A 23,329-nucleotide genomic window follows, 5' to 3' on the forward strand; every position below is an offset into this window, starting at 1 on the left:
CCTAGTTGATCTTTGCCTGCACGTTCTTGACGTGCACGAACTCGAGCAGGCCTTCATGCCCGCCTTCGCGTCCGAAGCCGCTTTCCTTGATCCCGCCGAATGGAACGGCCGGATGGAGCAGGCCATAGGTGTTGATCGAGAGAAACCCGGTTTCGACCCGGGATGCCATCCGGTGCGCGCGCCCGAAATTCTCTGTAAACACATAGCCCGCGAGCCCGAGATTGGTGTTGTTGGCGATCGCCACGGCCTCGTCTTCATCTTCGAACGGAATTATCGAAAGGACAGGACCGAAAATCTCCTTTTGCGCGAGTTCGCTATGAGGCGCTACGTCGGCGAACAGGGTCGGGGTGACGAACGCGCCAGCGGCGAATTCACCCTCGAGCGGCGTTCCCCCCACGAGCTTCCGGCCGTCGCCACGCGCGCCCGCCGCAGTAACCACATCGAGCACCCGCTGCTGGTGGAACTTGCTGATAACCGGACCCATCTGGGTATCGTCGAGCATGGGGTCACCCTGCCGGATCGATCCGGTCGCCGCCACCGCGCGCTCGAGCACCTCATCATAAATCCCGCGCTGGACCAGCAGGCGTGTGCCGGAAAGGCAGACCTGGCCGCTCATGAGCGAAAGCGCCGGGAGCACCGCGGTTGGAACGGCTGTGTTGAGGTCGCAATCGTCAAACAGGATCGTCGCAGATTTCCCTCCCAGTTCCATCGCCGTGGGGGTGAGGTTCTTCGCCGCGATCTCAAGAATCGCCCGCGCCGTTCCGCCACCGCCAGTGAAGGATATCTTCGCAATGCCCGGCTGTCCTGCGAGCAGGGCCCCGGTCCTGCCGTCACCCGTCACAATGTTGATCACGCCAGCGGGGATTCCGGCGGCTTCGCAAAGCTCGCCGAACAAAAGCACGTTCCATGACGCGAGCTCGGAGGGCTTTATGACCAATGTGTTGCCCGCAGCCAAGGCTGGCGCTGCTTTGAACCCGAGGAAGCTCATTGGGCCATTGAACGCGAGGAGCAGGGCGATCACGCCCATCGGCTCGACGATGGTGTAGTCGAGCGTGCCCTCTCCGATCGGAATCTGTCGACCCTCGATCTTGTCGCACCAACCCGCATAGTAGCGGAACCAGCCGGCGGGTCCGGCTACGCAGCCGCGTCGGTTGAACGCGATCGGGCCACCATTTTCAATCGCTCCGGTTTGCGCGAGGCGTTCGCCATTTTCCTCGATGAGATCGGCAAGTCGAAGCAGCATGGCTCGGCGTTCGACCGCCGGGAGCTTGCGCCAGGCAGGGAATGCCGCTCGAGCTGCCCCGACGGCTGCATCGACTTCATCCTTGCCGGCGACCGGGAACGTTCCTGTGGTGGCTCCAGTGGTCGGGTCGATGTGCGTCACCTCTCCAAGCGAGCCGGTCGAAACCCGTCTTCCACCGATCAGCAACTCGCCTTTCGGAAGCGCCGAATAGTCACGAGTAAGAATTACCATGTCACTCTCCGTAATATTGAATATTTCTGATAAAGCACGAAGGGGTTTGTCAGACGAATTCCATTTTAGTTTATTCGGCGCTCTCGGCCTGCCCAATAGGGGTCGGAAAGGACCCGGCGCAGCACTTTGCCCGCGGCGTTTCGAGGAAGTGTCTCACGAAATATGACCGACTTTGGCGCCTTGAAGCCAGCAATTTTGGATTTGGCAAAGCGGATCAAATCTGCCTCGGTGGCGCTACTGCCCGGCTTGAGTACGACGATAGCTGTCACCGCCTCGCCCCAGCGCTCGTCGGGGATGCCAATGACAGCCACCTCCTGCACGTCCGGATGTGCGAAAAGAGCATTCTCGACTTCGGCGGGATAGACGTTCTCCGCTCCTGTCACGATCATGTCTTTGATGCGATCGCACAGGAACAGATAGCCATCTTCATCCAGATAGCCGGCATCGCCGGTCCGATAGTATCCCTCGTCGGAGAATGCGGCTGCCGTCTCTGCCGGCAGGTTCCAGTAGCCATGCATTATCGCCCGGGTCCTGACCTGGATTTCCCCTACGATGCCTGGTTCACACGATTCTCCTTCAGAAGAAACGATGCGCACGCCCACGCCCGGCAATGGTTTGCCCACCGACTTCATTCGGCTGATGTGGATCCTGGAATGATCCTCCGGGGGCAATGTCGCAACCGTACCGCCTGCTTCTGTCATTCCGTAAACCTGGACGAAATCACAGCCGAAAACATCCAGCCCTCGTTGAAGTAGTTCGAGCGGGATAGGTGCTGCGCCATATTGAATGATCTTGACCGAACTGGTGTCAATCTCTTGTATCTGCGGCGCTTCCACAAGCTGCTGCAACGTGCTGGGGACGACCGTCAATCTGCTGACGCGATATTTCGAGACAGCCTCTAATACGTCCATCGGCTTGAACTCGCGAAGGATGACCGCATGGGCGCCCGAAAAAAACGCACGTGCAAAAGTGACCAGGCCGCCCACATGGCTGATCGTCAATGACACGAGCAGTACGTCGTCCGGCACCTGACAGTCGCATTCCACCTGAGCTGTCTCGCTGGCGGCACGTTGCCAGAAAATGCTGTCGTGACTGAGGAGAACGCCCTTGGGACGACCTGTTGTCCCTGAAGTGTAGAGCTGGATGGCGATAGCCTCATTACCGGGAAGGGGCAGTTTCGCGACATCGGCGGCACTGGAACGCCAATGCGCGAACCCGCGGGGGCCGGCCGAACTGCAGTGCACTGTCCACTCAATTTGTGGCAACGCTCCGAGCAATTGGTCTTCGGCAACAACATAGTCCGGGTCGAGGAAGAGGCATTTGGCTTCCGCATCGTGAATGATGTCAATCGCCTCTTCGATCGTTAGACGCCAATTCAACGGGACCACCACAGCTCCAACGAGCGACGCGCCGGCCCACAGGAAGGCGAAATCCGCAGCGTTCTTCCCAAGGTAGGCGACCCGATCACCGCTCGATATACCCGACTGGCGAAGCGCGCTGGCGACCTCTTCCATTGCCGTGGCGAAATCGAGATAGGTCCACGTAGTGCCTTCGAAAGAAAGAGCTGGCGCAGATCCTCGCGTGGATGCGTGGTTGTAGATCAATCCGGGAAGGTTGCGGATTTCGGCTATGTCCTCGATTAAGGGCATGGCGTGCTCAGACCTGCCAAGGTCCGTCAATAGCGCCATGCTCGTGCAAGGCAGCTATTTCGTGGCTCGAGTAGCCCATCTCCCTTAGCACATCGTCAGTGTGTTCGCCCATGACACACGGATCTTTGAAAATAACCGGGTCCTGACCGATATGCCGCCCTGCGCGAGCGACGTGGACGCGCCCATCGATCTCGACCGCTGTCTTCCTATTCGCCAGATGCTCGTTACCGGCCAACTCCGTGGGCTCAAGAACCGGGAAAACGCACGTCTCATGCAGGGAAAGCAATTGAGTCCAGTCGTCCCGGGTTCTGCTCCGAAATGTTTCGCTCAGTACGATCTTCATATCAGGCCAATGACTTCGGTCGTATTGGTTTTGAAGAGCGGAGTGATCGGCGAGTCCCAGCCGATGCAGCATATTTGTATAGAATTTAGGTTCTATGCAGCCCACGCTGATCCATTTGTCATCAGCGCATTGATATGTCCTGTAGAAAGGCGCCGTGCCATTTAGCAGTTCTCGCATGTGGATGCCTGATTCGCGTGGCTTCGCTGCGACGAGAGAGTGCACGAGCATTGCGGCGCCATCGGCGATGTTAGTGTCGATTACCGCGCCAGCGCCGGTCCGATCACGTTCCCGGAGGGCGGACAAAATGTTGATCGCTGCGACAAGAGAGCCCGCCGAAAAATCGCCCAGGAGCGCCAAGGGCGGTATCGGCTGATCGATACCGATCTGCGATAAGGCACCTCCGACCCCGATATAATTAATGTCATGACCGGGTTCGCCCGCATATGGTCCGGTTTGTCCCCAGCCGGTCATTCGCACATAGATGAGGCCGGGGTTCGCCTTCATCAGCTCGTCCGGACCCAGGCCGAGCCTCTCCATGACGCCAGGCCGGAAGCCCTCCATAATCACGTCGGCACCCGCAGAAAGACGACGCACAAGAGCCTTGCCTTCGTCCGATTTGAGATTGATTCGAACCGATCTCTTTCCGCAGTTATGATGCGAACTCTCTGTAGTGAGATCCGGTCGTCCGGTTCGCGAAACATGAATTACATCAGCACCGAAACCCGCAAGAATGAGGGTACAAAACGGACCTGGCCCGGCGACGCACAAGTCAAGCACGCGAACACCATCTAATCCTCCGCCGCCAGTTTTTCGTGTGCTTGCGGGCCAATTCGTTTCAGACATTGTCTCATTCTCCGTCTTCTAGCCAACCAACTGGATGGTTTGAGATGGCCAGTCAAGTGCAACCCCCAAATTCTGGGATCCAGAAGTGGCTTTCCCGCTTGCGCAGGCATTCGATCCCGAGCGTCGCGGACTGCGAAGGAGGGCGTTGGCCTCCAGGGACAGAACAGCGACCATAGGGCCGACAGATAAGGTCGATTGGTGCCTGCACAGCAGAAAGCCCGAATTCTTCAAACGTCGATTCCGCTACGTTGCAACTCCCAGGCATGGTTTGCATTCATGGCGAGTACGATTGGTTCGATTTTCTCAGCGAAGCCCCGGCCAACGACGATCCGCTGCGGCGGGTCCGGGTCCAATGCTGCCGCAAGGACGGCATTCACCACCGATGTAAGATCCGTCTCCGCGGCGGCGGCATGACCGCTATTCGCGGCGAAGCCGGCCTCGATCGCTGCATAGGCTGCGGAAACCTGCTTGATGAGTGCGTTGTCACGGATCGCGGTTACGAAGAAGCCTGGCAACACCGTTGGGGCACGGATACCGAACGCACGCCCTTCAATGTCGAAGACCGCGGCGGCGGCATCGATGGCATGTTTCGATGCACTATAGGCGCCGCGCAGCGCGGGAGTGGAAACGGATGCAACGGAACTGACGGTGATCATTCTTCCGGCGCGTTGCGTTCGCATGACCGGCAGCGCGAGTTGCATCAGGGCAACAGGTCCAAAATAGTTTGTCTCGAAGATGGATCGATGAACATCTTCGGGAAGTTCCTCGAGGGGCGCTGTCCCGCTGACACCGGCATTGTTCACGAGCACATCGAGTTGCCCAAAGCGTGCCAGAACCAATTCGATAATGGCTTCGCGCGACCTGGCGTCTGCGACATCGAGAGGTTCGACTATGAGATTTGGCCCGAACCCGGTCAGTTCTGCACGTGCCTGCTCCGGCCGCCTCATTGTCGCGATAACGGTGTCACCGCGGCTGGCGAAGCCTAGCGCTATTGCCTGCCCAAATCCGGAACTGCAGCCGGTGACCAGCACCACACTCATCGCCTTCTCTCCCTTGTCTGATCAGCTCGCAGAAGCTGATCCTTTGAATCCGGACAAAATCCGGTCAGCGTGAGCGGCCTCTTTCCTGATCGCCCGGCCATGGGTCAGGTTTCTCGTTGACCGACGCGGGGGCTGGCGGGAGAAGTTAGCGCTTCTGCTCGATGGCATTCGTAAGACTCGCTGTCACTGTAGTCAACCGACCGTATGGATAGGAGACGCAAAAGCCTCGCGAGGCTTTGTCCACACCTTTTCTCCCTTGAGACGCCGGCATTCCACGAGCCCGGACAGGCGTGGCGTGCACCTTGGGTAAGCTGATGGAATCGACCGGAAGGAAAGCACGCACCTTCGCTGCCCAAATCAATCGCGATGCCTTGCCTTCCTGACTGCTCCACACGACACTGCTTATATAACGATTCAACCCAACGGTCAGATAAAATGCTCAGCGCGTACTTTTGCATTGCAAAATGATTGCTGCGCTGCGATACGGGAGATGCCTTTCAGGCATCCTCTCCCAACTAATATGGCCAGCCTGACGGGCTGGCCTTTTTTTGATCGAGGTACCGGGGCAGACTCTGAAAGCGCCTCGTTTCAGGGGACGGGAATAGCGGACAGGCAGATCTGATCCGGGCCCGGCGGAAGAAAATTGGCGGGCCGCGATAAGCTGCTCTGGCGGGCATGTTCCGTGGAGATTTATGCGTGAAGTGGGCCAGGTTCGTTCTTGATCTTTTCATAGCCCGCAGCTGCCTAGACGTGCGTGCCGCCTGGCGTTCTCATATTTCTCGCGCCTGGTTCCTCATCGCGGCTCTGGATGTAAGCCGGGCAGCAGATCAAGATCGCGGTTCGGCTCAATTCTCACACTCGGCAGATTAGGCTCTTTCTGAGCTTCGAAGCCGTTTACTTCGTTAGAAGGTGAGGATCGGGCGATCACCGAAAGAACCGGTTCACCGGACCTACACCTGCCTTGACCGCGAGGCACGCATTGCACCAATGGCGCATGTCGTTTCAGCCCGCGCAAGATCGGTCCGTTCTCTTGCCACCTATCTCTCGATTCGGCATCGTAAGAGTTTGCAAGCGGATGATCGGCAACAAGGTCATAGAATGAGTGGTTTGTTAGAAGAGAGCGGAAGGTCCCGAGCGGCCAGAGCAGCCGCGACGCGGGATTCGCTGTTACGAGTAGCAAGAACCCTGTTCGAGGAACGGGGTTATTTCGAGATCGGCACGCCAGAATTAGTCGTCGCGGCGGGTGTCACGCGAGGAGCACTGTATCATCATTTCGGGAACAAGTTTGAAATATTCAAGGAAGTTTTTCTTATCGTCGAGCAGGAACTCTTCGAGGAAGCGCTGAGTTTGTTCGAGCCAAGCTGGATTACGCACAGGACGCGGCTGCGCGACGGTTCGAGAGCCTATCTCACGGCTGTGGCGGGCTCGGCCGCCAGGCAGAGGATCATGCTCATCGATGGCCCAGCCGTGCTCGGCTGGGAGAAGTGGCGCTACATGCAATCCGCCAGCTTTCGGGATCTACACGAGCGCAATATCCGCTCACTGATGGATTCGGGGGAAATGCGACCGGCCGAACCACAGTTTGTCTCGAGGCTGCTCATCGCAGCTTTGAACGAAGCGGCGTTGGCCATCGCCCACGCCCAGCCGGCCGAGCGCGACGCGGTTCGCATCGGAGTGACAGACTCGGTTATGCTGCTGATCGATGGGCTTCTGCTCTCTCCACCTCCAACAGGGGAACAAGACCCTGTGACCGGCAAGGCGTCGATGCGCGCTCCCTGAAATCCGCCGAATTGTGGCGTGTGACGACAGTTCCCGCAACGGCCGTCCGATCGCGTACGTTACTGCGTGAAGTGGTCCGGAGGCGGTGCCGTCTTTTGCAACAGATATTTGCCGATGATCACATACATGCTGTATGTGAGATGGGAGATGCCAGCCGATTCGAGGCGTAACTACCGCAGGATCAAACTTCTGTCGCATGCGTCTGAACGAACCAATGTTCCGGCCACGAGGCGATTGAAGGCAAAACTGAGAGGATGAGCCGCACATGACCAACCTTCCTGAACTCGTAAGCCGACTGCAGGAGCAACTGACTAGCCAGATGCCCGATTGTGCCGAAGCAGTCATGCATCTTCCATCGGCAGTTTACACCTCGGAAGACAGGTTCCAGCGCGAGCGCAAGGCGTTGTTCCGGCAATTGCCGCTATTCGTGGGTTTCTCGGCGGAACTCCCGGAGCCCAACAGCTTCCGCACCATGACCATCGACAGTGTTCGTATCCTGTTGACCCGCGATAAAGCGGGAACATTACGAGCGTTTCGCAATTCGTGCCGCCATCGCGGCATGGCCGTGACGGAAAAGTCCGAAGGATGCGCAAAGCGTTTCACCTGCCCATTCCACGGCTGGACTTTCGGCAATGATGGCAGCCTGATAGGCATTGCGCAGGCACAGCATTTTCCTGGCGTGGACAAGAAGGATTACGGATTGTCACCGATCGCCGTCGCCGAAAAATACGGACTCATGTTCCTGCAGATCGAAGGCGATGGGCCGATCGATATCGACGCGCATCTGGGCGGACTGGAAAAAGACCTTTCGGAGCCAGGATTTCAGAACTGGCGCCTCGGCGGGCGTAACGAGCATCGTGCCAACGTCAACTGGAAGCTGTTCATGGACGGCTTCTGCGAAGGATATCATTTCAATACGATCCACCCGAACACGTTAGGCGCCGTGGTGGTGCCGAACACCCACGTAGTGGATATTTTCGGTCTGCATGCGCGTGAGCTGTTCGCTAATAAGGGGCTGCAGGAATTCACCGCCCGAGGCGGCGGGCGGCCGATCAGCATGGGCGGTGATGTGGCGCTGATTTACTTGATATGCCCTAACCTCATCTTGATCGCGCTTCATTCGGGTGGTTGGCACGCCATATCTATCTGGCCGGACGGTGCGATCGACCGCACACTGGTCAGCCAGACAATTCTGGTTTCGGATCGGGCAACCGCAGAGGAGCAGATGGATTACATTGCCCGCGCCAACTACATCTGGGAGGAGGTCATCAAGGCCGAGGATTTCGCCGTGTCGGAGAGCATCTGGTCTGCGCTCAAGGGCGGCGATCTACCCGACATGGTGCTTGGTCGTAACGAATATCCCGTCCAGCACTTCCATCGCCAGTTCAACAGGTTGGCGGGTCCCGCGTGACAGCGCGATCGGCGACGCCATGCGCGCCTTTGGCTGCAATGGCCTTTACGCTGGGACACCGGAAAGATTAGTGAGGGCGTGAACATCCTCCAATCCCACCCATTTTCGGCAAACGGTCGAAACGGCGGCCGAATTTCATGACGCTGGGGAGAGTAGAATGGTTCAGTGGCCAGCGGCAGGTTGGATAGCGCCATGCCGTCGATCACGGGGCGGTCAGCAAGCCGCCGTTGCAGGGCATCGGTGATGAGGCGGTCCGCTGATAGATGCTGGTCCTGAGCAATCAAATAGTCCCATTAAAACCATCTTCCAAACGCGCGTCGCTTTTGTCAGCGGTTTCGTTTGAATCCAAAGGATCACAAATCCTCTGAGATGATGTCACGCTGGCTCTCTATTATGGCCGATCCCGCCGCCGTCTTCGTTCATCGATTTCGCGACAGGCCATGGCAGCAGGAGGTATCGACCGGGTAGTCGGTTGACTGGTTGGATGCACTCAACTACGCCTGCAGGGGTACGCCACGGCATGCGCTCAAGGGAGCGTGTTTTCGAGTTCAAATGGCAAGCTGCAGGAGAGATGGATGTCGCGCACGTTGACGTTTCCCGATGGGACGCCGATTACAAATTATTCCTTCGAGGACGAGCATACACACGAGCCAGGACCGGAAGAAAACTGGCAGGAAAGTGTCGCTATGTGGTGGTGGGATCCGGTTTCGCAATGCACTGGGTTCATGCGGATAGGTCATGAGCCCGTCCTGGAAGACGGAAACATGACGTTGTGGTCGTTCATCCGGACGCCGTCATGGGCCTCACAGCACATGGAGCAATTTCCCAAGCAGCCGGGCTGCATTACGCCGGACGCGATGATAGCTGGCGGTGGCAAGGGCACGTACCGCTATGACGGTAAAAATACATATTGGGGCGTGGACCTCCCCGATGCGAGTCTCGAGCTGAAGCTTGATCCCCTGCATCAGCCGATCGGCCTATGGCCCGTAATTCATGCGGAGTATGCCAAGAACATTGGTGCCAAGCACTTTGAGCTGGCCGACCGGGTCGAGGGGGTACTCACGCTGAAGGGCGAGCGGTTCGAAATCAAGGGCTACGCCTATCGCGACCATAGCTGGGGTCCCCGAAATTGGGGCAACCTCAAGGTACACCGCTGGACCAATGGCCTGATCGGGGAGGATTTCGGTTTCGGATTCTCAAATTACATGGTTGAAGGCGCGGAGATCAACAAGCGCGGCTTCATTCGCGAGGGTAACATCATGCATTATACGCGGCAGGTCGATATCTTGCCGCTGATGGAATGCGACGGGGCCACCCACCGTGGCGGCGTCGTTCAAGCTACGCTGACCGATGGGCGGACCTTCCGTTTTGACCTGACGCCCACTGGGCGCGGCTTCATGGGCGGAAAGCGCGGCAGCAGCTGCCAGGACACGCTATGTCGTGTCGCCAATGGCACCCAGACCGGTTTCGGCATACTTGAGGTGAGCGAGAATCCGCGCGGGGGGACTGGCTGGTTCAAAACGCTGGTCAACGCCTATTCCGAGAATGGAATCTATCCGCAACCCTGAAGACAGGTCGATTGGGCCGGCCGCGTACGCCGGCCGGCCGGAGATTGCTTGAAATGGCCGAAGCAGAATATACGATCACGGTTGGCACCGAAGAGGAGGGCCGTAGACTCATTGGCACGTCCACGCCGCCCCGCAAGGGCGGGGTGGCCGTCAATGATGGCATGATACGACTGCTGTGCTCATCCGTTGAAGATGGAAATCCGCGCTATTGGGGCGGTGGAGAGTGTCCGCCGGGAATGCTTTATACCTGGATCCAGGAAATGCCCTGGGCGCCTGGGCAGGCCGTGCGCGGACGAGTCATGGCTGTGACAATCCCACTGCCGGGAAATCAGGTCGTGAACGCCGGGCAGAAAGTCGAATTTCACGAAACGATCCGGGTCGGCGATACTTTGTCTATCGTCGAGACGTTGGAATCGATCAGCGAAGAGAAAAGCACGCCGCTTGGAAGGGGGCACTTCGTGGTGACCCGCGCGGATATTTCGCGTGAGGACGGCACGATCGTGGCATCCGTTGTCAATAATCTTTTCAGGTACCGCGCATCATGACCAGTTATGCAATAGGGCAGACTTTGCCAGATGTCCCGTTTGAGCCCAATAGTCTGGCCGTCATTGCCGCGAATGTTGCGACGGTGGATTTCTTTCCGGGGCTGATCGATCCCGATTATGCTCGCAAGGTCGGTCACAAGACGGTTTTTATGAACACCATGACCTTGCTGAGCCTGATGGATCGTTTCGTTCTTGACTGGGCACCGGAGGGGCGGGTGAAGTCCCATGAACTGGTGATGCGCAAACCCGCCTATGCGGGCATGGCGGTTACCGTTCAGGGCGAGGTAACCGGGGTCTCGCCGTTCGCCGGATCGAACATCGCCGGACCCGGTACGGAAATTGAGGTGTCCATCAAGATCGTCGGGGAAGACCAGCTCTGCACGACCGGCAAAGTGAATATCGTGGTCCCGTGAGACAGGCGCTGACGGCCCGCGAGCGGCTCAATGCTGCTCGCGGGTCAGCAGCAGCGCGGAGCCTCCCCAAAGCGGCCCCAGCGTCGCGACGGCGCTGCGTGCGCCTTCGATCTGGCAGGGGCCGGCGCGCCCTGCCACCTGCAGGATCGAGTCCATCAACTGGGGCACGCCGTGCATTCGGCCGCAGCCAAGATTGCCGCCTGTCGGATTGATCGGCAGCGAGCCTGAGGGCGCGATCCTGTCATCGGCAATGAAGGAAAAACCCTCCCCGGCGCCACAAAAGCCCAATGCTTCGAGCCAGAGAATCGCGATGATCGAGAAGCCGTCGTAGAGATTTGCAATGTCGACATCGGCTGGCCGCATGCCCGACTGCGTCCAGAGAGTGGAGGCGACATGGCGTCCCCATGTCTCCTCGCGATCGAGCACGATGTCCTCGACACGGCTGAAGCGCGTGGCGAGCGGATAGACATTGCCTGCAACATAGGCAGGCGGCTGGCGAAGATCACGTGCCCGCTCGGCCGTCGTGATAATGAACGCCGCCGCGCCCTGAACCGGAATATCGCAATCGTAGATCGACAGGGGAAGGCTCACCGGGCGGGCGTTGAGATATTCGTCAAGATCGGGTGGCTTCGTGCCGGACTGTCGCCAGTAGGAGTGTGGAGCGCGAAATCCGTTCTCGCGCAACTGCAGGACCAGTCGGGCCATCTCCTCCCGGCTACCGCTGCCATATCTGTCGCGATAGCGCGTCCATAACTGGGCGAAGACAGCCGGGGTGAAGAGTCCGTAGGGCAGGCTATACTGATCGATGCCGGTCGCATCCGAAGATTGGATCACGCCATAGCGTGCACGAGGGGAATGCAGCGCCCGGAAAACCACGACATGCCGGCACCGTCCCGATTCCACTGCGCTGATCGCTTCCGCCACCGAACGGCTCAGCATGTTCGCGGTGTTGACGCAGTAGGTGGGCATCACCCCCAGTCTTTCCATCACGAAATCGGCGGAGAGATAGTCGATACCGTTCCATTGCGTGCCTTCGGTATCGAAGGGCTGGCCATCGACGCAGCAGATCCCGTCGATATCGGATTCCGCAAGGCCCGCATCGGCGATCGCGAGCCTGACCGCCTCCATGCCCAGGACGGCCAGCGGCACGTCATCGTGCCGGAAGATGCGCGAATGACCCACGCCCGCAAAGGCCGCCCTGTTCGCACGGGCGCTCACGATGGATCCTCCGCGACAAGGCGGAATTGCGGCATGGCGAGATCGTCGGGGCCCTTCTCGAAAACGACTTCGACCGCCTTGCCGACCCGCAGATCCTCGATCGTCGCGCCCGGAAAATTGGTGTAGAGGAACAACTCGTCTTGTTCGACCAGTTCGACCAGGCCCACAAGATAGGGGGTCACCTTGGCGAAAGCAGGATGACGGGCGCCCGTCACCGTCTGCGTGTAGCTGTAGATCCGGCCCCGTCCTGACACGGCTTCAAACGCCAGATCGGTGGCGAGGCAGCGCTGGCATAGCGGCGCCGGCGGATGTTGCCATGCCCGGCAATGGCAACAACGCTGGACATGGAGTTTGCCGTCCGGATGACGCCGCCAGAACTCTGCCGAGAGGCTGTCGGGAACAGGGACCGGCTTGCCGGATCGCTCTCCATACATGCTTGCTATCGCATCCACTTTTTGATCATCCCTTCGAAATGTATCAATCACATAAATGGTCGAACATTGGCCATGCCGGTTGAACCGGATCCAAGCGCCTCAGCTATCCAGATTGATGTCGTACGACGCATCGTCGCGGTTTGGCTGCGATGTTCCGAGGACGACATCAACTTCGCGGACAATGCTGAAACTTCGTACATAGCGCCGCCGATCGACCGCCCAACGTCCCCCGCGTTCCGACCATCGGTCGAGATAGCGGCCGTGACTGGTGGTCAGAATGTGTTTGTCGCCTTCACGTCGCATGAGGTTGACTTCGACATAGGTTTCGCTCGTGGCAACCTGGCCTGCCACACGGATTGAGACGTTGAAAATCTCATGGCTGGTCACAACAAGCCCCCGGTGGAACTCGGCCACCCATTCGCAAAAGCCTTCGCCGGTCCCTTCGAAAATGCCCTCATACAGTGCTTCCCCACCAGGGTGCCAAAGAGCCCGGGCAAGATCGTCATCAATGCGGTCCATGCCTCGGCAGTAGTCACGTAGCCTTTGGCCAATCGCGTCTTTCGCAAGCAGCACTGCGATATCATTCGACATGGCTCGGGACTCTCCATTATTGTGATGATTGTCGGCCGGACCTTGGGGCGCAAAAGACATTTCTAATGAGGGAGCCACTTGCGGGCCCTCATCTCCGCAAACTGCGCACGCAACATTTCCTCGGTATCGATACAGTCCTGGAACCCATGCGTTCGGGCCTTGATCGTCGACAGGATCGAATGTTGCGGCGTGACGCTGCCGTGCCGAAGCGCGAAATCGATGAACTGCCAGGATGGGACGATCTGTTCGTATGCGATGTCCGCCAACCCGTGTTTCCGAACGATCCGGTCCCACGCGTCGGCATGATCCGGCATCACGCTCGCCAGCGGGAAGGGCTGGTGGATCCCGACTTCGACGTCAAACTCCTTCGCAAGCAGGGGCCAGATGAATGGCCAGGAGAAAATGTCGCCGTTGGCGATGTTGTAGGTCTCCCCGGCACAGCGCGGTTCGTGGCCAGCCCAATAGATCGCCCGGGCAAGCAGGCGTGCGTCCGTGGCCTGCTGAAAACAGGGGACGCCGCCGGGGAAACGAAGGGGCTGACCCAATTCCTGGCAAATCGCGGCATAGACGCCCAGTCCTGCGACGCAATTCATCGCGTTGCCGATGCCGATGCCGCATAGCAATTGGGGCCGCAGAACAGTGAACTCCCAATCCCGCTCGCTACTTCTCGCGCGGACAAGATTCTCCTGCTCGAAATAGAAGTTCGGGGCGAAGAACGGTGGATCGGATTCTCGGGCAGGCATCTTTGGCGGACTGAACTGAATGCCGTAGGCCTTGCCGCCCTGGATAAGCGAGAGATGGCCAAATTCAACGCCGACGATGTCGAGCGCATCCAGCAGGTTGGTCAGCATCAGGAGGTTCGTTTCGATCTGGTGCTTGGACGACCAGCCCGCGACAATGTCCGGTTCCTCAAAGAGAGCTGCGTAGACAATCTGCTCGATCCGGTCATGGCCCTTGAGCGCTTCGATCAGACTATCGCGATCCAGGAGATCGCCGCGCAGGAACCGCATGTTCTCTGTAGGCTGCTCAAGTGGGCGTCGCGCCATCCCCAGCGCCAGCCAGTCCGGGCTCGCGGCAAAATGATCTATCGCCGCGCGACCCACCATGCCGCCGCAGCCAACGATCAACGCTTTTCTTGTCTGGGCCATTACGCGATCCTGCCTCCTTGAAAGCTCATTACGACGCGTGCCTGCAAGTTTGGATTGTCGCGTTTCCCCGGCAGGCGGCGTCCTCCAGATCTATCGAACGACCTCAACGTCTGCCTGAGTGATGTGCAGGCAACGCGCCACCCCCAAGACGTTTCGGATCGAATTTGCCTTTCGGACCCCGATCGAGCCGGCATATGCTGTTACGAGTCGATCACCTTGCGTCCGCCACTCACGGGAATGTTGATCCCCGTGTTCCACGCGCCAGCGCGTGAGCAGAAGAAAATCACGGCGCCGGCAATGTCTTCCGGCGTGCCGACGCGCGCAAGGAAGGGGGACGCTACAGCAGCCAGAAAATCGGGGTCCGACAGCGAGTCGGCCGTGAGTTTCGAAGGGAAATATCCGGGCGAGACAGCGTTCACCGAAATGTTGTCCTGCGCTAGGGCGCGGGCGAGGTGCTCGGTCAACATGAGCAGTCCTGCCTTGCTCGAGCTATAGGAGAAATGCGGGATGCTTCCGGCGCGCATTCCGACGAGCGATGCGATGTTGACGACGCGTGCGGGATCTTCCGGTGTTGCCGAGGCTTTCAGGAGCGGCAGCAGGGCCTGTGTGAGCATAAATGGTGCGGTCAGGTTAAGATCCACCACACTTTCGAACGACGACCGGGGAAATGAACCGAGCGGATGCTCCACGGAAGTTCCCGCATTGTTTACGAGAATGTCGAGCTTGCCAAGGGGGGCGAGCTGTGCGACGAGTTCGGCTATTCCCTCATCCGTGCTGACGTCGGCGCGAATTGCGTGGACTTCCCCGAATTTGCTCAACGCCCTCGTCGCGGCATCGAGTTGTTCCTGCTTGCGCCCGCATATCCAGACCTTCGCACCGGCGCTGGCAAGGCCCTCCGCAATCATTTCACCGATACCGGCCGTTCCGCCCGTCACCAGCGCCATCTTGTCGCTTATGCCGAAAAGACTGCTAACATCCATAATTTCATCCTATCGAGGCGGTGATGGGCTTTACTCTCAAGCGGGCGGCCGTGGCGCTCGGATCAGGGCAATGCTGATTCAAAGGCCGCGGTCACATTTTATTATGCTGTGCCAATGATCGATGGAGAGCCATGGGTGACGGCGATCCGCTATCGTTAAAACGGACGAAGGCCGGCGCGATGCGAGATCGCGCCGGCCTTCTTGGTATTAGAACCGGGCGGTTAGCTGAAGGCTGATTTCCCGAGGACGGTTGAAGTATGCGTTATACTGGCCTTCCGAAGGCTGCCGTGGGAAATCCAGGGCGTACCAAGCCTTGTATGCATCGGTAAGATTTCGCACGTTCAACGCCAGTTCGTACTTATCATCCGAAGTGGAAACCGCGACTGACGTGTTGACCCGCCAGTATCCCTTTACAAACATACGCGGGTCGAGACCGTCGGTGACATTCTGTCCGCCCGTGTAGATCGCATTTGCGCCAAGCCGTCCCTTGAACGAGGAACCGAGTTCCTTCTCGTACGTGAAACCAAAGGAGCCGGCCCATTTGGGCGAGCGGGGCAAAGTCTTACCGCTGAGGTCCTGCACACCGGCAGCAGAACCAACCGGCGTAACGCAGCCGGTGCCGATCGTGGCCTGTCCGGTATAGCAGGTTGCATTGGGGAAGCTCTTATAATGCGTATCGTTGTAGCCAATTGCCGCATCAAAGCTGAGGTCAGGGGTGACCTGGTAGGAAAGGCTGCCTTCCACGCCCTGCTGGAGCGAAGAAGCCGCGTTGGCAACGAGGAAGGTGAATACGCCATTGACCTCAACCAGCGCGGACACCTGCTGGTTCGTGATCTTGTAGCGATAGGCCGTCGCTTCCACACGCAGCTTGCGGTCCAGCAACTGGGCCTTGTAGCCGATCTCGAAGCCGCGGGTCTTTTCCGGAGCGAACTCGGTATTCTCCGGTGTAAAGATCGAACTGAACACCGGCGGTGCCGAGAAGCCGCCCGACTTATAGCCGGTCTTGTAAGCGCCGTAAATTGTCTGATTCTGGCTCGGATGCCAGGTCAGCGTCGCTTCAGGCGATACGTTGTAGTAGTATTTCGAACGATCGAAATACTGCCCCGCGGGGTAGACGCTCGTCACCAGCGGGTGGCGCCAGGAGTTGCCCGAGTGGTCGCTATTATTCTCGGCCGTCCAACGCGCGCCGGCATCGAACTCGAGAGTATCCAGGATTTTCCAGCGAGCCTGACCGAACAGCGAGAAGGTCTCGGTACCTTGGTTGATGTCGCGGGTGTAATTGTAATAGCGGCCCGTCGCAGGATCCTGCGCCTGGAAGGTCTGCAGCGAGTTCGAGATGTTGGTCTGGTGCTGCTTGGAATAGTATCCGCCGACAACGAAGTTGATTGGCATGTCGAACTTGGTGGTGATTCGCGCTTCCTGCGAGAACCCCCAGGCGTCTTCGGAGTTGCTGGTCAGGTTCGCGCCGAGATCGTTAAAGTAGGAGTTGCCCGAACCCGCATAATTGAGATCATAATAGCCGCTGATCAGGCTGACATCCAGATGATCGGTTGTGTAGCCGATCTCCAGTGAGGCGATCTGTGCGTCCGTAGTGATGTAAGGGATGCCGCCATTGGCGCCCGGCATGTTGGTCGCGAGCAGCGGCGGCACGCCCGAAAGCAGATTGTGCTGGTCGCCCTTGCAGTTGGTGTGAGTCATGGGAACGCCGATGCTGACCGGTGTGGTCGCGCCGTTCACGCAGACGCTTTCAGAGATGCCCGTGTCGCTGCCTCCGTCGCGGTGATAGTGCAGCCGCGAATATTTGCCTTTGAAGCTCAATTCCGGGGTGGGCTTCCACACCACCGTGATGCGGCCGCCCTGATTGCTGTCAACCGGGCCGCGGGGGTGGATGGCGCCCGGGACGGGGAGGTTGAGGTTTCCGAAAGCGTTGGTATAGCCAGTGCCCGGGGCGCCGGTTCCATTGGCATTGGTGCCGAAATAGGGGTTCACCGCATAGCCGACGGCATCGTTGACCAGATAGCCATCCATCTTGTTGATGCGGCCCGCCAGCCGAACCGAGAGGTTATCGGTCAACGGTATCGAAACAGCGCCTTCCACGGTCCGCTCGCGCGCGTTGAACTCATAGGAGCCGCGCACGAATCCGGTCAGCGCCGAACCCGGATCCACCGTGCTGATCGAAACCACGCCAGCCGGGCTATTCTTGCCGTAGAACAGGGCCTGGGGTCCCTTGAGCACCTCGACCTGGCTGATGTCGAACATCCCGAGCGGGATCATACGGCCGCGCGCGAGGAACACGTTGTCCATGTTCATCAGCACGGTCTGCTTGATGCCGACGTCAGTTGCCGTGGTTCCGATACCGCGGATGACGAAGCCGCCGCCGTTGCCGCTCGAGGACTGGTTCACCGTCACGAACGGGATGTTCTCGGAGATCTTGGAAATATCGGTCGCGTTTGCCCGCGCGAGCGATTCTCCGCTGACGACGTTGACCTGAACTGGCACGTCCAGCAACCGTTCAGTTGAACGGCGAGCGGTCACGACGATATCGCCCACTCCCTGTTCGGATTCGGCTTGTCCTGAATTCGCGGCCGCCTGATCCGCTTCCGCGGCAACAGCGGGCGCAGACAGGCTCGCCAGAGCCGTTGAGCACGCCAATAGCAACCGCCGCGAATATCCCCTCATAATCCACTCCCTTTGTAGAGGCGGCAACAGTTGCCGCAAGACCACGCCGCGCGTTCAACCGCCCGGTCAGTTAAAACCGCAATACGCAGGGGACGAATAGTCTGTCAAGGCTGCTAGGAAATCGGTTGCATAGCCTGATCGTCCGCGCTGACCCAGCCAGCCTCCGCCTTTCACAGGCCGCCAGTCTCCGACGCGCCCAAGTGCCAAATCCCATTGGCACCTATGGCGATGCTCGCGCAAAACGGCGCGCCGAAACTCACTGCAACTTGTTTAAGGCAATTGCTCTTCGGGGCGAGGCCGCAAGATTGGGCTTATCCTTCCCTCCGGGGAGCGTCCCAGAAATTGGGTTGGAAGCTGATCTGGATAGAAGTTCTCGAATCAAAAGAGAAATTTCCCAGGCATTCACATTTCTCTATCCGAGAACGTCGGGTCGAACATGCGTAATGCGATCAGCTTTTCGGTGTCAAATTAGATGTTCTATTCTGGAACGTGGCTTTGTACCTTGGGTGCCTGGGAAATTCTTGTTTCGTTAGATTCGCGGAATGCGGCCGCGCTCAGGCCCTGATGCGCCGGGTGAGCATGTTCCCAGCCACGAGTAGCCATATGGTTGGTTGACAAATCGCAAAGTTTGGCGAAGTGGAATGAAGGCCCGAAGCGGTAAGGGCTTTGACATTCGACTAGGGAAATGCGGTCAATGAGTGAAAATCAGACAGATGAGCAGCGGTTACTCCAGGATACGGTATCGCGCTTTTTTTCTGATAATTACGTTTTTGATGAACGGCGCACTATGGATTCGGAGCGCCAGGCATTCGATCCGGCCGTCTGGAATTCCATGGTGGAAATGGGCCTTATGGGTCTCCCGTTTCCGGAGGATCTTGGCGGGTTCTCTGGCAGTCTGCTAGACGTCCAAATCGTCACGCAGGCGTTGGGGCGGTCTCTTGTCAGGGAGCCGTGGCTGGCCTCTACAGTCTTGTCCGGCCGCGTGGTGGTCGAGGTCGCTAATCCCGAGCAGCAACGTGAGATTATCCCTGCAATCGCCAGCGGCGAACGTCGCTTGTCGTTTGGATATCAGGAGGGGCGTAGCCGCTGGAATCACGCGAATGTCGGAATGCGTGCCGAGCCCCGCGATGGGGGGTGGCGACTCAACGGGAGCAAGGCGCTCGTCACGGGCGCGCAGGGAGCGGATTCTCTTCTGCTGACAGTTCGCACCGACGGCGGACAATGCGACCGGGATGGCATCTCCCTTTTCCTGGTTGATACCGACACTCCTGGAATCACTCGGCGGGATTACTACACGATTGACGGCGCGTCGGCATCCGACATCACTTTGTGCGATGTCGACATCCCGGCTGCCGCCTTGCTTGGTGAGCGCGGCAAAGCGCTTGATGGTGTTGAGCGTGCCCTCGATTATGCAATTCTGGCGTTGTGCGGTGACGCTGTAGGCGCCATGCAGGCGATGCTCGAAAAGACGATAGAGTATGCCAAGACGCGAATCGCCTTCGGTGTATCGCTCTCTCAACAGCAGATTATTCGACATCGGCTGGTCGATATGGCGGTCGAGATTGAACACGCGGCTGCAATCTCCGAAGCGGCGGCAAAAGCATTGATCCACGGCAGCCCGCGGGGTCGGCTGCTGGTGGCTGCGGCCAAGGCGCTTGTGGGTCGGGAGAGCCGGTCGGTCGCGCAGTGGGCCGTCCAGTTGCACGGAGCGATCGGTTACACCGATGAGCTTGATATCGGGCATTATTTCCGTCGCCTTACCCAGTTCGATATCCAGTTCGGCAACCGCGACTATCACCTCCGCAGATATGCTCATCTTCGTAAATCGGCGGGTGAAGATGGTCGAGCGATGTTCCAGCTTGATGAATTGACCGGAGAGGATCTGGCTTTTCGGGACGAAGTTCGGGCGTTCCTCACCGAAGCGGTTACCCCCGAAATGAAAATCGCCCGGGAACGGACGATGTGGGCCTTCTCGGAATTTGAGCTTTCCCGGGCATGGCAGAAAAAGCTGGCCAAGCGGGGCTGGGCCGTTCCCAACTGGCCGACTGAGTATGGTGGTACAGGCTGGTCGACGAACCAGCATCTGATATGGTCGCTGGAGAGTGCTCGCGCCAAGGCTCCGCTTTGGGTGAACATGGGGCAGACTCTGTGTGCACCCTGCATTATGGCGTTCGGCAGCGATGCTCAGAAAGATGAGTTCCTGCCGCGCATTCGCGATGGAGAAGATTGCTGGGCTCAAGGCTATTCCGAGCCAGGCGCGGGATCTGATTTGGCGAATTTGCAGTTGCGGGCCGTCGCCGACGGCGATGATTACATCCTCAACGGATCGAAAATCTGGACGACCCAGGCACATAACGCGAATAGAATATTTTGCTTGGTACGCACATCAACCGAAGCGCGAAAGCAGCAGGGGATCACGTTCCTGCTTGTGGATCGCGACACCCCGGGCATCACCGTCAGGCCAATTTTGAACCTGGCGGGAGAGCATGATTTCAATCAGGTGTTCTTCGATGATGTCAGGGTTCCCAAGTCGCGCCGGCTTGGGGAGGAGGGAGAAGGCTGGACTGTCGCGAGGCACCTTCTTAAATTTGAACATGGCGGCAATATGAACGTCGTGTTCGAGTTGGAGAGCCGGGTGGCGCGTCTTGAGGCCGTCGGACGCGCTGAAAGCGATGGACGTGGCGCTTCGCTGCTGGACGACTCGGATTTCGAACTTCGCTTTGCAGAAGTGGCCGTGGACGCAGAAGCTGTGCTTGCGGCCGCCAAGCGGACGATCGATACGGCTCGAAGCGGCGGCGCGCCCGGCGCTCTACCCGAACTGCGCAATATTCGCCTGCGAGAGGTAAGCATGCGTCTCACTGAAATGATACTGGATGCTGTCGGTCCCTATGGCTTGGCCGAGCAGGGCGAGGCCAGGAATGCGTTGTCATCGACTCCCGCGATCGGGGCCGAACACCACCGTATGCCGACCGGCTTCTACATGGCGCAGCGGGCGGCGACGATCGCGGGCGGAACGCCGGAAATTCATCGCAATAATCTGGCCAAGCATTTGCTCGGACTCTAGACGAGCCGCATGGTCGACGGATTGACATATCTGGTTGGCATCGTTTATCAAACAACCAGTTGGCTGATACATCCTCTGGGGAGAAGCAAGAATGAAACTGGTCTCAACATTTCCGAAAGATCCATACCCCACCGGGTGGTTCATTATTGGCCGTTCGCATGAACTTGTGGCCGGCAACGTTCAGGCCGTCGAGTATTTCGGCGAGAAACTGGTGATCTGGCGCGGCAAGAAGTCGGGAAAGGTCTATTGCCAGGATGCGTTCTGCCTCCATATGGGAGCCCATCGCGGCGTCCGCGGATGGGTCACGGGGGACGATCTGGCATGCCCATGGCATGGATGGGAATGGGACGGTGAGGGCCGGAACAGCTGCATTCCTTACGGCTCGAAGCAGGCCAAGAAGGGCGTCAAGATCCGCACCTATCCGGTGGTGGAATGGTGCGGCAATATCATGGTCTGGTATGCGCCCGAAGAGGGCGAACCGGCCTGGCAACTGCCCGAGGTTTCCGAATATGGCCGCGAAGGGTGGTATTCGCCCGAGATGCGGACATGGGATGTCAAGTGCCATCCGCAGCATCCTGTTGAGAATGCTTGTGATTTTGCGCACATTCATTATATCCATGGCTCCTCGGAACCGGCCCGCCAGGATTACTTCCGTACATTCAAGCACCTGTTCTTCTCCAAGATTGATGTACTTTACGGTGGGGGTAAGGACGCTAACTTCCTCACTCCGGCTGGAGGGAAGATCGCGAGTTTCCGGACAGTCCATGCCGGCCTTCCGATCGCTATCATCCGGTGGGACGACGGGCTGTGGCCGACCGCTCTGATCACTTGCTTCACGCCGATCGACGACAAGCGCATCCGCTATTTCTTCCAGCTCATGTCCAAGCGTGGCGAGGGCGAGGTTGGCGATGCATGGCAGGGACGTGCCGCGCGTATGTTGCAGCTTCAGCTGAAGGTGGCTGAGGAGGATTTCTTCATCTGGGAAAATATGAAGACCATGGATGCGCCGGCCTACGAGATGACGGAGACCGGGCCATATACCGATCTGCGGCATTGGGCGTCGCAATTCTATCCGTCGACCGCGGCGAGTTATGTGCCGGATCCGAACAACGCTCTCCAGGAAGGAGAGGGTGATGAGAATACCGGCAGGATCGCGCTCCGGGAAAAAAATGCAGCATAATAAAATTGCATGAACTTTTGAAGATCCCCATCGTCGCGCCCAGCGGCGATGCGGACTGCTAGCTCGCAATTTTCACATGCCGCCAGCCTGGCGGCATGTTGCTTGGACATGTTGCTTGGATAAGATGAGGATGCCCTATGACTACGGCCGCCGAATGGAAACCGGAAACCTATACCACGTTCGATTTGAAGATTGACGGCCACGTTGCGGAGATCGTCCTCAACCGGCCTGAACTGCTTAATCGTGCCGACGATCCGCAACTCAAAGAACTCTCCGGCGTATTCCGCTCGCTTGCCACCAACCGTGAGATCCGCGCGGTGGTCCTTGCCTCGACGGGGAAGGTTTTTTCGGCGGGCGGCGATTTCGAGTTGATGAAGAAATCTCACGAGGACTTCATTGCGCGCATGGACTCTTTCGCGCGCGGGAAGGAGCTCGTCAACAGCATCCTCGATCTGCCGGCGCCGATCGTCGTTGCCCTGCATGCGGATGTTATCGGAGTCGGTTCGACGATTGTCCTGTGCTGCGATCTTGTTGTTGCTTCGAAGAACGCGCGTATTTCCGATCCGCATGTGAAGATCGGCCATGTGGCGGGAGATGGCGGCTGTGTGGCTTGGCCGGCGGCCGCGGGTATTCTCAAGGCGAGGCGCTATCTTCTGACGGGTGATCCTGTACCCGCGGAAGATGCCTACACGTTCGGGCTGGTGACGGATCTGGTCGAGGCGCCAGAAGATACGCTGCCGGCGGCAAGGGCTCTTGCCCAAAAGATTGCGAAACTCGCGCCTCTTGCCGTGCAAGGCACGAAGCGATCCCTCAGCCGCCTGATGCGGGCGCGGGTTTATGAGGTACTAGATTATTCATTTGAGATGGAAGGCATTACGTCACAAAGCGAAGATCTTATCGAGGCGATTAATGCGTTTAAAGAAAAGCGGGAGCCTGTGTTCAAGGGGCGCTGAAAGCGACGGTCATATCA

Annotated in this window: 18 protein-coding genes; 8 read left to right on the top strand and 10 right to left on the bottom strand. The window is 58.5% G+C overall.

From position 1 onward, the window contains the following. Position 1: 1 nt before the first annotated feature. The 4 genes from K3M67_RS05925 to K3M67_RS05940 all read right to left on the bottom strand — a co-directional run bounded on the left by K3M67_RS05925 (position 2) and on the right by K3M67_RS05940 (position 5,349). Positions 2-1,474 (bottom strand): aldehyde dehydrogenase family protein, encoded by a 1,473-nt coding sequence (locus K3M67_RS05925; RefSeq protein ID WP_285832586.1) that lies wholly within the window; start codon positions 1,472-1,474, stop codon positions 2-4. Between the two features lie 65 nt (positions 1,475-1,539). Beyond that, complete coding sequence (locus K3M67_RS05930; protein WP_285832587.1) at positions 1,540-3,123, bottom strand: long-chain-fatty-acid--CoA ligase; 1,584 nt, start codon at positions 3,121-3,123, stop codon at positions 1,540-1,542. A 7-nt stretch (positions 3,124-3,130) separates the two neighbouring features. Beyond that, positions 3,131-4,309, bottom strand: a complete 1,179-nt coding sequence (locus K3M67_RS05935; protein WP_285832588.1) for a CaiB/BaiF CoA transferase family protein — start codon at positions 4,307-4,309, stop codon at positions 3,131-3,133. A gap of 227 nt (positions 4,310-4,536) precedes the next feature. Further along, complete coding sequence (locus K3M67_RS05940) at positions 4,537-5,349, bottom strand: SDR family NAD(P)-dependent oxidoreductase (RefSeq protein ID WP_285832589.1); 813 nt, start codon at positions 5,347-5,349, stop codon at positions 4,537-4,539. A 987-nt stretch (positions 5,350-6,336) separates the two neighbouring features. On the opposite strand from K3M67_RS05940, the gene K3M67_RS05945 reads away from it, so the two are divergent. The 5 genes from K3M67_RS05945 (at position 6,337) to K3M67_RS05965 (ending at position 11,065) form a co-directional block, all read left to right on the top strand. Beyond that, positions 6,337-7,128 carry a TetR/AcrR family transcriptional regulator gene (locus tag K3M67_RS05945; protein WP_285832590.1) on the top strand — a complete coding sequence of 264 codons (792 nt, stop codon included), beginning with the start codon at positions 6,337-6,339 and terminating at the stop codon, positions 7,126-7,128. Between the two features lie 265 nt (positions 7,129-7,393). Further along, entirely contained in the window at positions 7,394-8,539 is a 1,146-nt protein-coding gene (locus K3M67_RS05950) for an aromatic ring-hydroxylating oxygenase subunit alpha (protein WP_285832591.1), read from the top strand. Between the two features lie 575 nt (positions 8,540-9,114). After that, the gene (locus K3M67_RS05955) at positions 9,115-10,107 is read left to right on the top strand and encodes a DUF7064 domain-containing protein (protein WP_285832592.1); all 993 of its coding nucleotides are present in this window, start codon (positions 9,115-9,117) and stop codon (positions 10,105-10,107) included. Between the two features lie 53 nt (positions 10,108-10,160). Further along, a complete protein-coding gene (locus K3M67_RS05960) occupies positions 10,161-10,652 on the top strand; it encodes an FAS1-like dehydratase domain-containing protein (protein WP_285832593.1) in 492 nt (163 codons plus the stop codon). Continuing rightward, positions 10,649-11,065 (top strand): hotdog family protein, encoded by a 417-nt coding sequence (locus K3M67_RS05965; protein ID WP_285832594.1) that lies wholly within the window; start codon positions 10,649-10,651, stop codon positions 11,063-11,065. The genes K3M67_RS05960 and K3M67_RS05965 overlap by 4 nt, the downstream gene beginning before the upstream one ends. A gap of 27 nt (positions 11,066-11,092) precedes the next feature. Here the strand turns inward: K3M67_RS05965 and K3M67_RS05970 are convergent, their stop codons facing one another. The 6 genes from K3M67_RS05970 to K3M67_RS05995 all read right to left on the bottom strand — a co-directional run bounded on the left by K3M67_RS05970 (position 11,093) and on the right by K3M67_RS05995 (position 18,115). Continuing rightward, entirely contained in the window at positions 11,093-12,283 is a 1,191-nt protein-coding gene (locus K3M67_RS05970) for a thiolase family protein (RefSeq protein ID WP_285832595.1), read from the bottom strand. Then, positions 12,280-12,537 (bottom strand): Zn-ribbon domain-containing OB-fold protein, encoded by a 258-nt coding sequence (locus tag K3M67_RS05975; RefSeq protein WP_285832596.1) that lies wholly within the window; start codon positions 12,535-12,537, stop codon positions 12,280-12,282. Before K3M67_RS05975 ends, K3M67_RS05970 begins: the two co-directional genes overlap by 4 nt. Before the next feature lie 279 nt (positions 12,538-12,816). After that, positions 12,817-13,308, bottom strand: a complete 492-nt coding sequence (locus tag K3M67_RS05980) for a nuclear transport factor 2 family protein (protein WP_285832597.1) — start codon at positions 13,306-13,308, stop codon at positions 12,817-12,819. Positions 13,309-13,370: 62 nt separating this feature from the next. Continuing rightward, positions 13,371-14,456 carry an NAD-dependent epimerase/dehydratase family protein gene (locus K3M67_RS05985; RefSeq protein ID WP_285832598.1) on the bottom strand — a complete coding sequence of 362 codons (1,086 nt, stop codon included), beginning with the start codon at positions 14,454-14,456 and terminating at the stop codon, positions 13,371-13,373. 200 nt (positions 14,457-14,656) lie between these two features. Continuing rightward, a complete protein-coding gene (locus tag K3M67_RS05990; RefSeq protein WP_285832599.1) occupies positions 14,657-15,436 on the bottom strand; it encodes an SDR family NAD(P)-dependent oxidoreductase in 780 nt (259 codons plus the stop codon). Between the two features lie 207 nt (positions 15,437-15,643). Beyond that, entirely contained in the window at positions 15,644-18,115 is a 2,472-nt protein-coding gene (locus K3M67_RS05995) for a TonB-dependent receptor (RefSeq protein ID WP_285832600.1), read from the bottom strand. 694 nt (positions 18,116-18,809) lie between these two features. On the opposite strand from K3M67_RS05995, the gene K3M67_RS06000 reads away from it, so the two are divergent. The 3 genes from K3M67_RS06000 (at position 18,810) to K3M67_RS06010 (ending at position 23,312) form a co-directional block, all read left to right on the top strand. Then, on the top strand, positions 18,810-21,179 hold the full coding sequence (locus K3M67_RS06000) for an acyl-CoA dehydrogenase family protein (protein WP_285832601.1): 2,370 nt from the start codon (positions 18,810-18,812) through the stop codon (positions 21,177-21,179). Positions 21,180-21,270: 91 nt separating this feature from the next. Then, entirely contained in the window at positions 21,271-22,359 is a 1,089-nt protein-coding gene (locus tag K3M67_RS06005; protein ID WP_285832602.1) for an aromatic ring-hydroxylating oxygenase subunit alpha, read from the top strand. A gap of 137 nt (positions 22,360-22,496) precedes the next feature. Next, positions 22,497-23,312, top strand: a complete 816-nt coding sequence (locus K3M67_RS06010) for an enoyl-CoA hydratase/isomerase family protein (protein WP_285832603.1) — start codon at positions 22,497-22,499, stop codon at positions 23,310-23,312. Positions 23,313-23,329 lie beyond the last annotated feature (17 nt).

It is taken from the genome of Sphingobium sp. V4 (assembly GCF_029590555.1).
GTDB lineage: Bacteria > Pseudomonadota > Alphaproteobacteria > Sphingomonadales > Sphingomonadaceae > Sphingobium.

Excerpts from the sequence above, each read along its gene's own strand:
- K3M67_RS05960 (WP_285832593.1), top strand. The coding sequence starts at position 10,161 with ATGGCCGAAGCAGAATATACGATCACGGTTGGCACCGAAGAGGAGGGC.
- K3M67_RS05940 (WP_285832589.1), bottom strand. The coding sequence starts at position 5,349 with ATGAGTGTGGTGCTGGTCACCGGCTGCAGTTCCGGATTTGGGCAGGCA.
- K3M67_RS05990 (WP_285832599.1), bottom strand. The coding sequence starts at position 15,436 with ATGGATGTTAGCAGTCTTTTCGGCATAAGCGACAAGATGGCGCTGGTG.
- K3M67_RS05955 (WP_285832592.1), top strand. The coding sequence starts at position 9,115 with ATGTCGCGCACGTTGACGTTTCCCGATGGGACGCCGATTACAAATTAT.
- K3M67_RS05925 (WP_285832586.1), bottom strand. The coding sequence starts at position 1,474 with ATGGTAATTCTTACTCGTGACTATTCGGCGCTTCCGAAAGGCGAGTTG.
- K3M67_RS06005 (WP_285832602.1), top strand. The coding sequence starts at position 21,271 with ATGAAACTGGTCTCAACATTTCCGAAAGATCCATACCCCACCGGGTGG.
- K3M67_RS05930 (WP_285832587.1), bottom strand. The coding sequence starts at position 3,123 with ATGCCCTTAATCGAGGACATAGCCGAAATCCGCAACCTTCCCGGATTG.
- K3M67_RS05985 (WP_285832598.1), bottom strand. The coding sequence starts at position 14,456 with ATGGCCCAGACAAGAAAAGCGTTGATCGTTGGCTGCGGCGGCATGGTG.
- K3M67_RS06010 (WP_285832603.1), top strand. The coding sequence starts at position 22,497 with ATGACTACGGCCGCCGAATGGAAACCGGAAACCTATACCACGTTCGAT.
- K3M67_RS06000 (WP_285832601.1), top strand. The coding sequence starts at position 18,810 with ATGAGTGAAAATCAGACAGATGAGCAGCGGTTACTCCAGGATACGGTA.
- K3M67_RS05965 (WP_285832594.1), top strand. The coding sequence starts at position 10,649 with ATGACCAGTTATGCAATAGGGCAGACTTTGCCAGATGTCCCGTTTGAG.
- K3M67_RS05935 (WP_285832588.1), bottom strand. The coding sequence starts at position 4,309 with ATGTCTGAAACGAATTGGCCCGCAAGCACACGAAAAACTGGCGGCGGA.
- K3M67_RS05980 (WP_285832597.1), bottom strand. The coding sequence starts at position 13,308 with ATGTCGAATGATATCGCAGTGCTGCTTGCGAAAGACGCGATTGGCCAA.
- K3M67_RS05995 (WP_285832600.1), bottom strand. The coding sequence starts at position 18,115 with ATGAGGGGATATTCGCGGCGGTTGCTATTGGCGTGCTCAACGGCTCTG.
- K3M67_RS05945 (WP_285832590.1), top strand. The coding sequence starts at position 6,337 with ATGGCGCATGTCGTTTCAGCCCGCGCAAGATCGGTCCGTTCTCTTGCC.
- K3M67_RS05950 (WP_285832591.1), top strand. The coding sequence starts at position 7,394 with ATGACCAACCTTCCTGAACTCGTAAGCCGACTGCAGGAGCAACTGACT.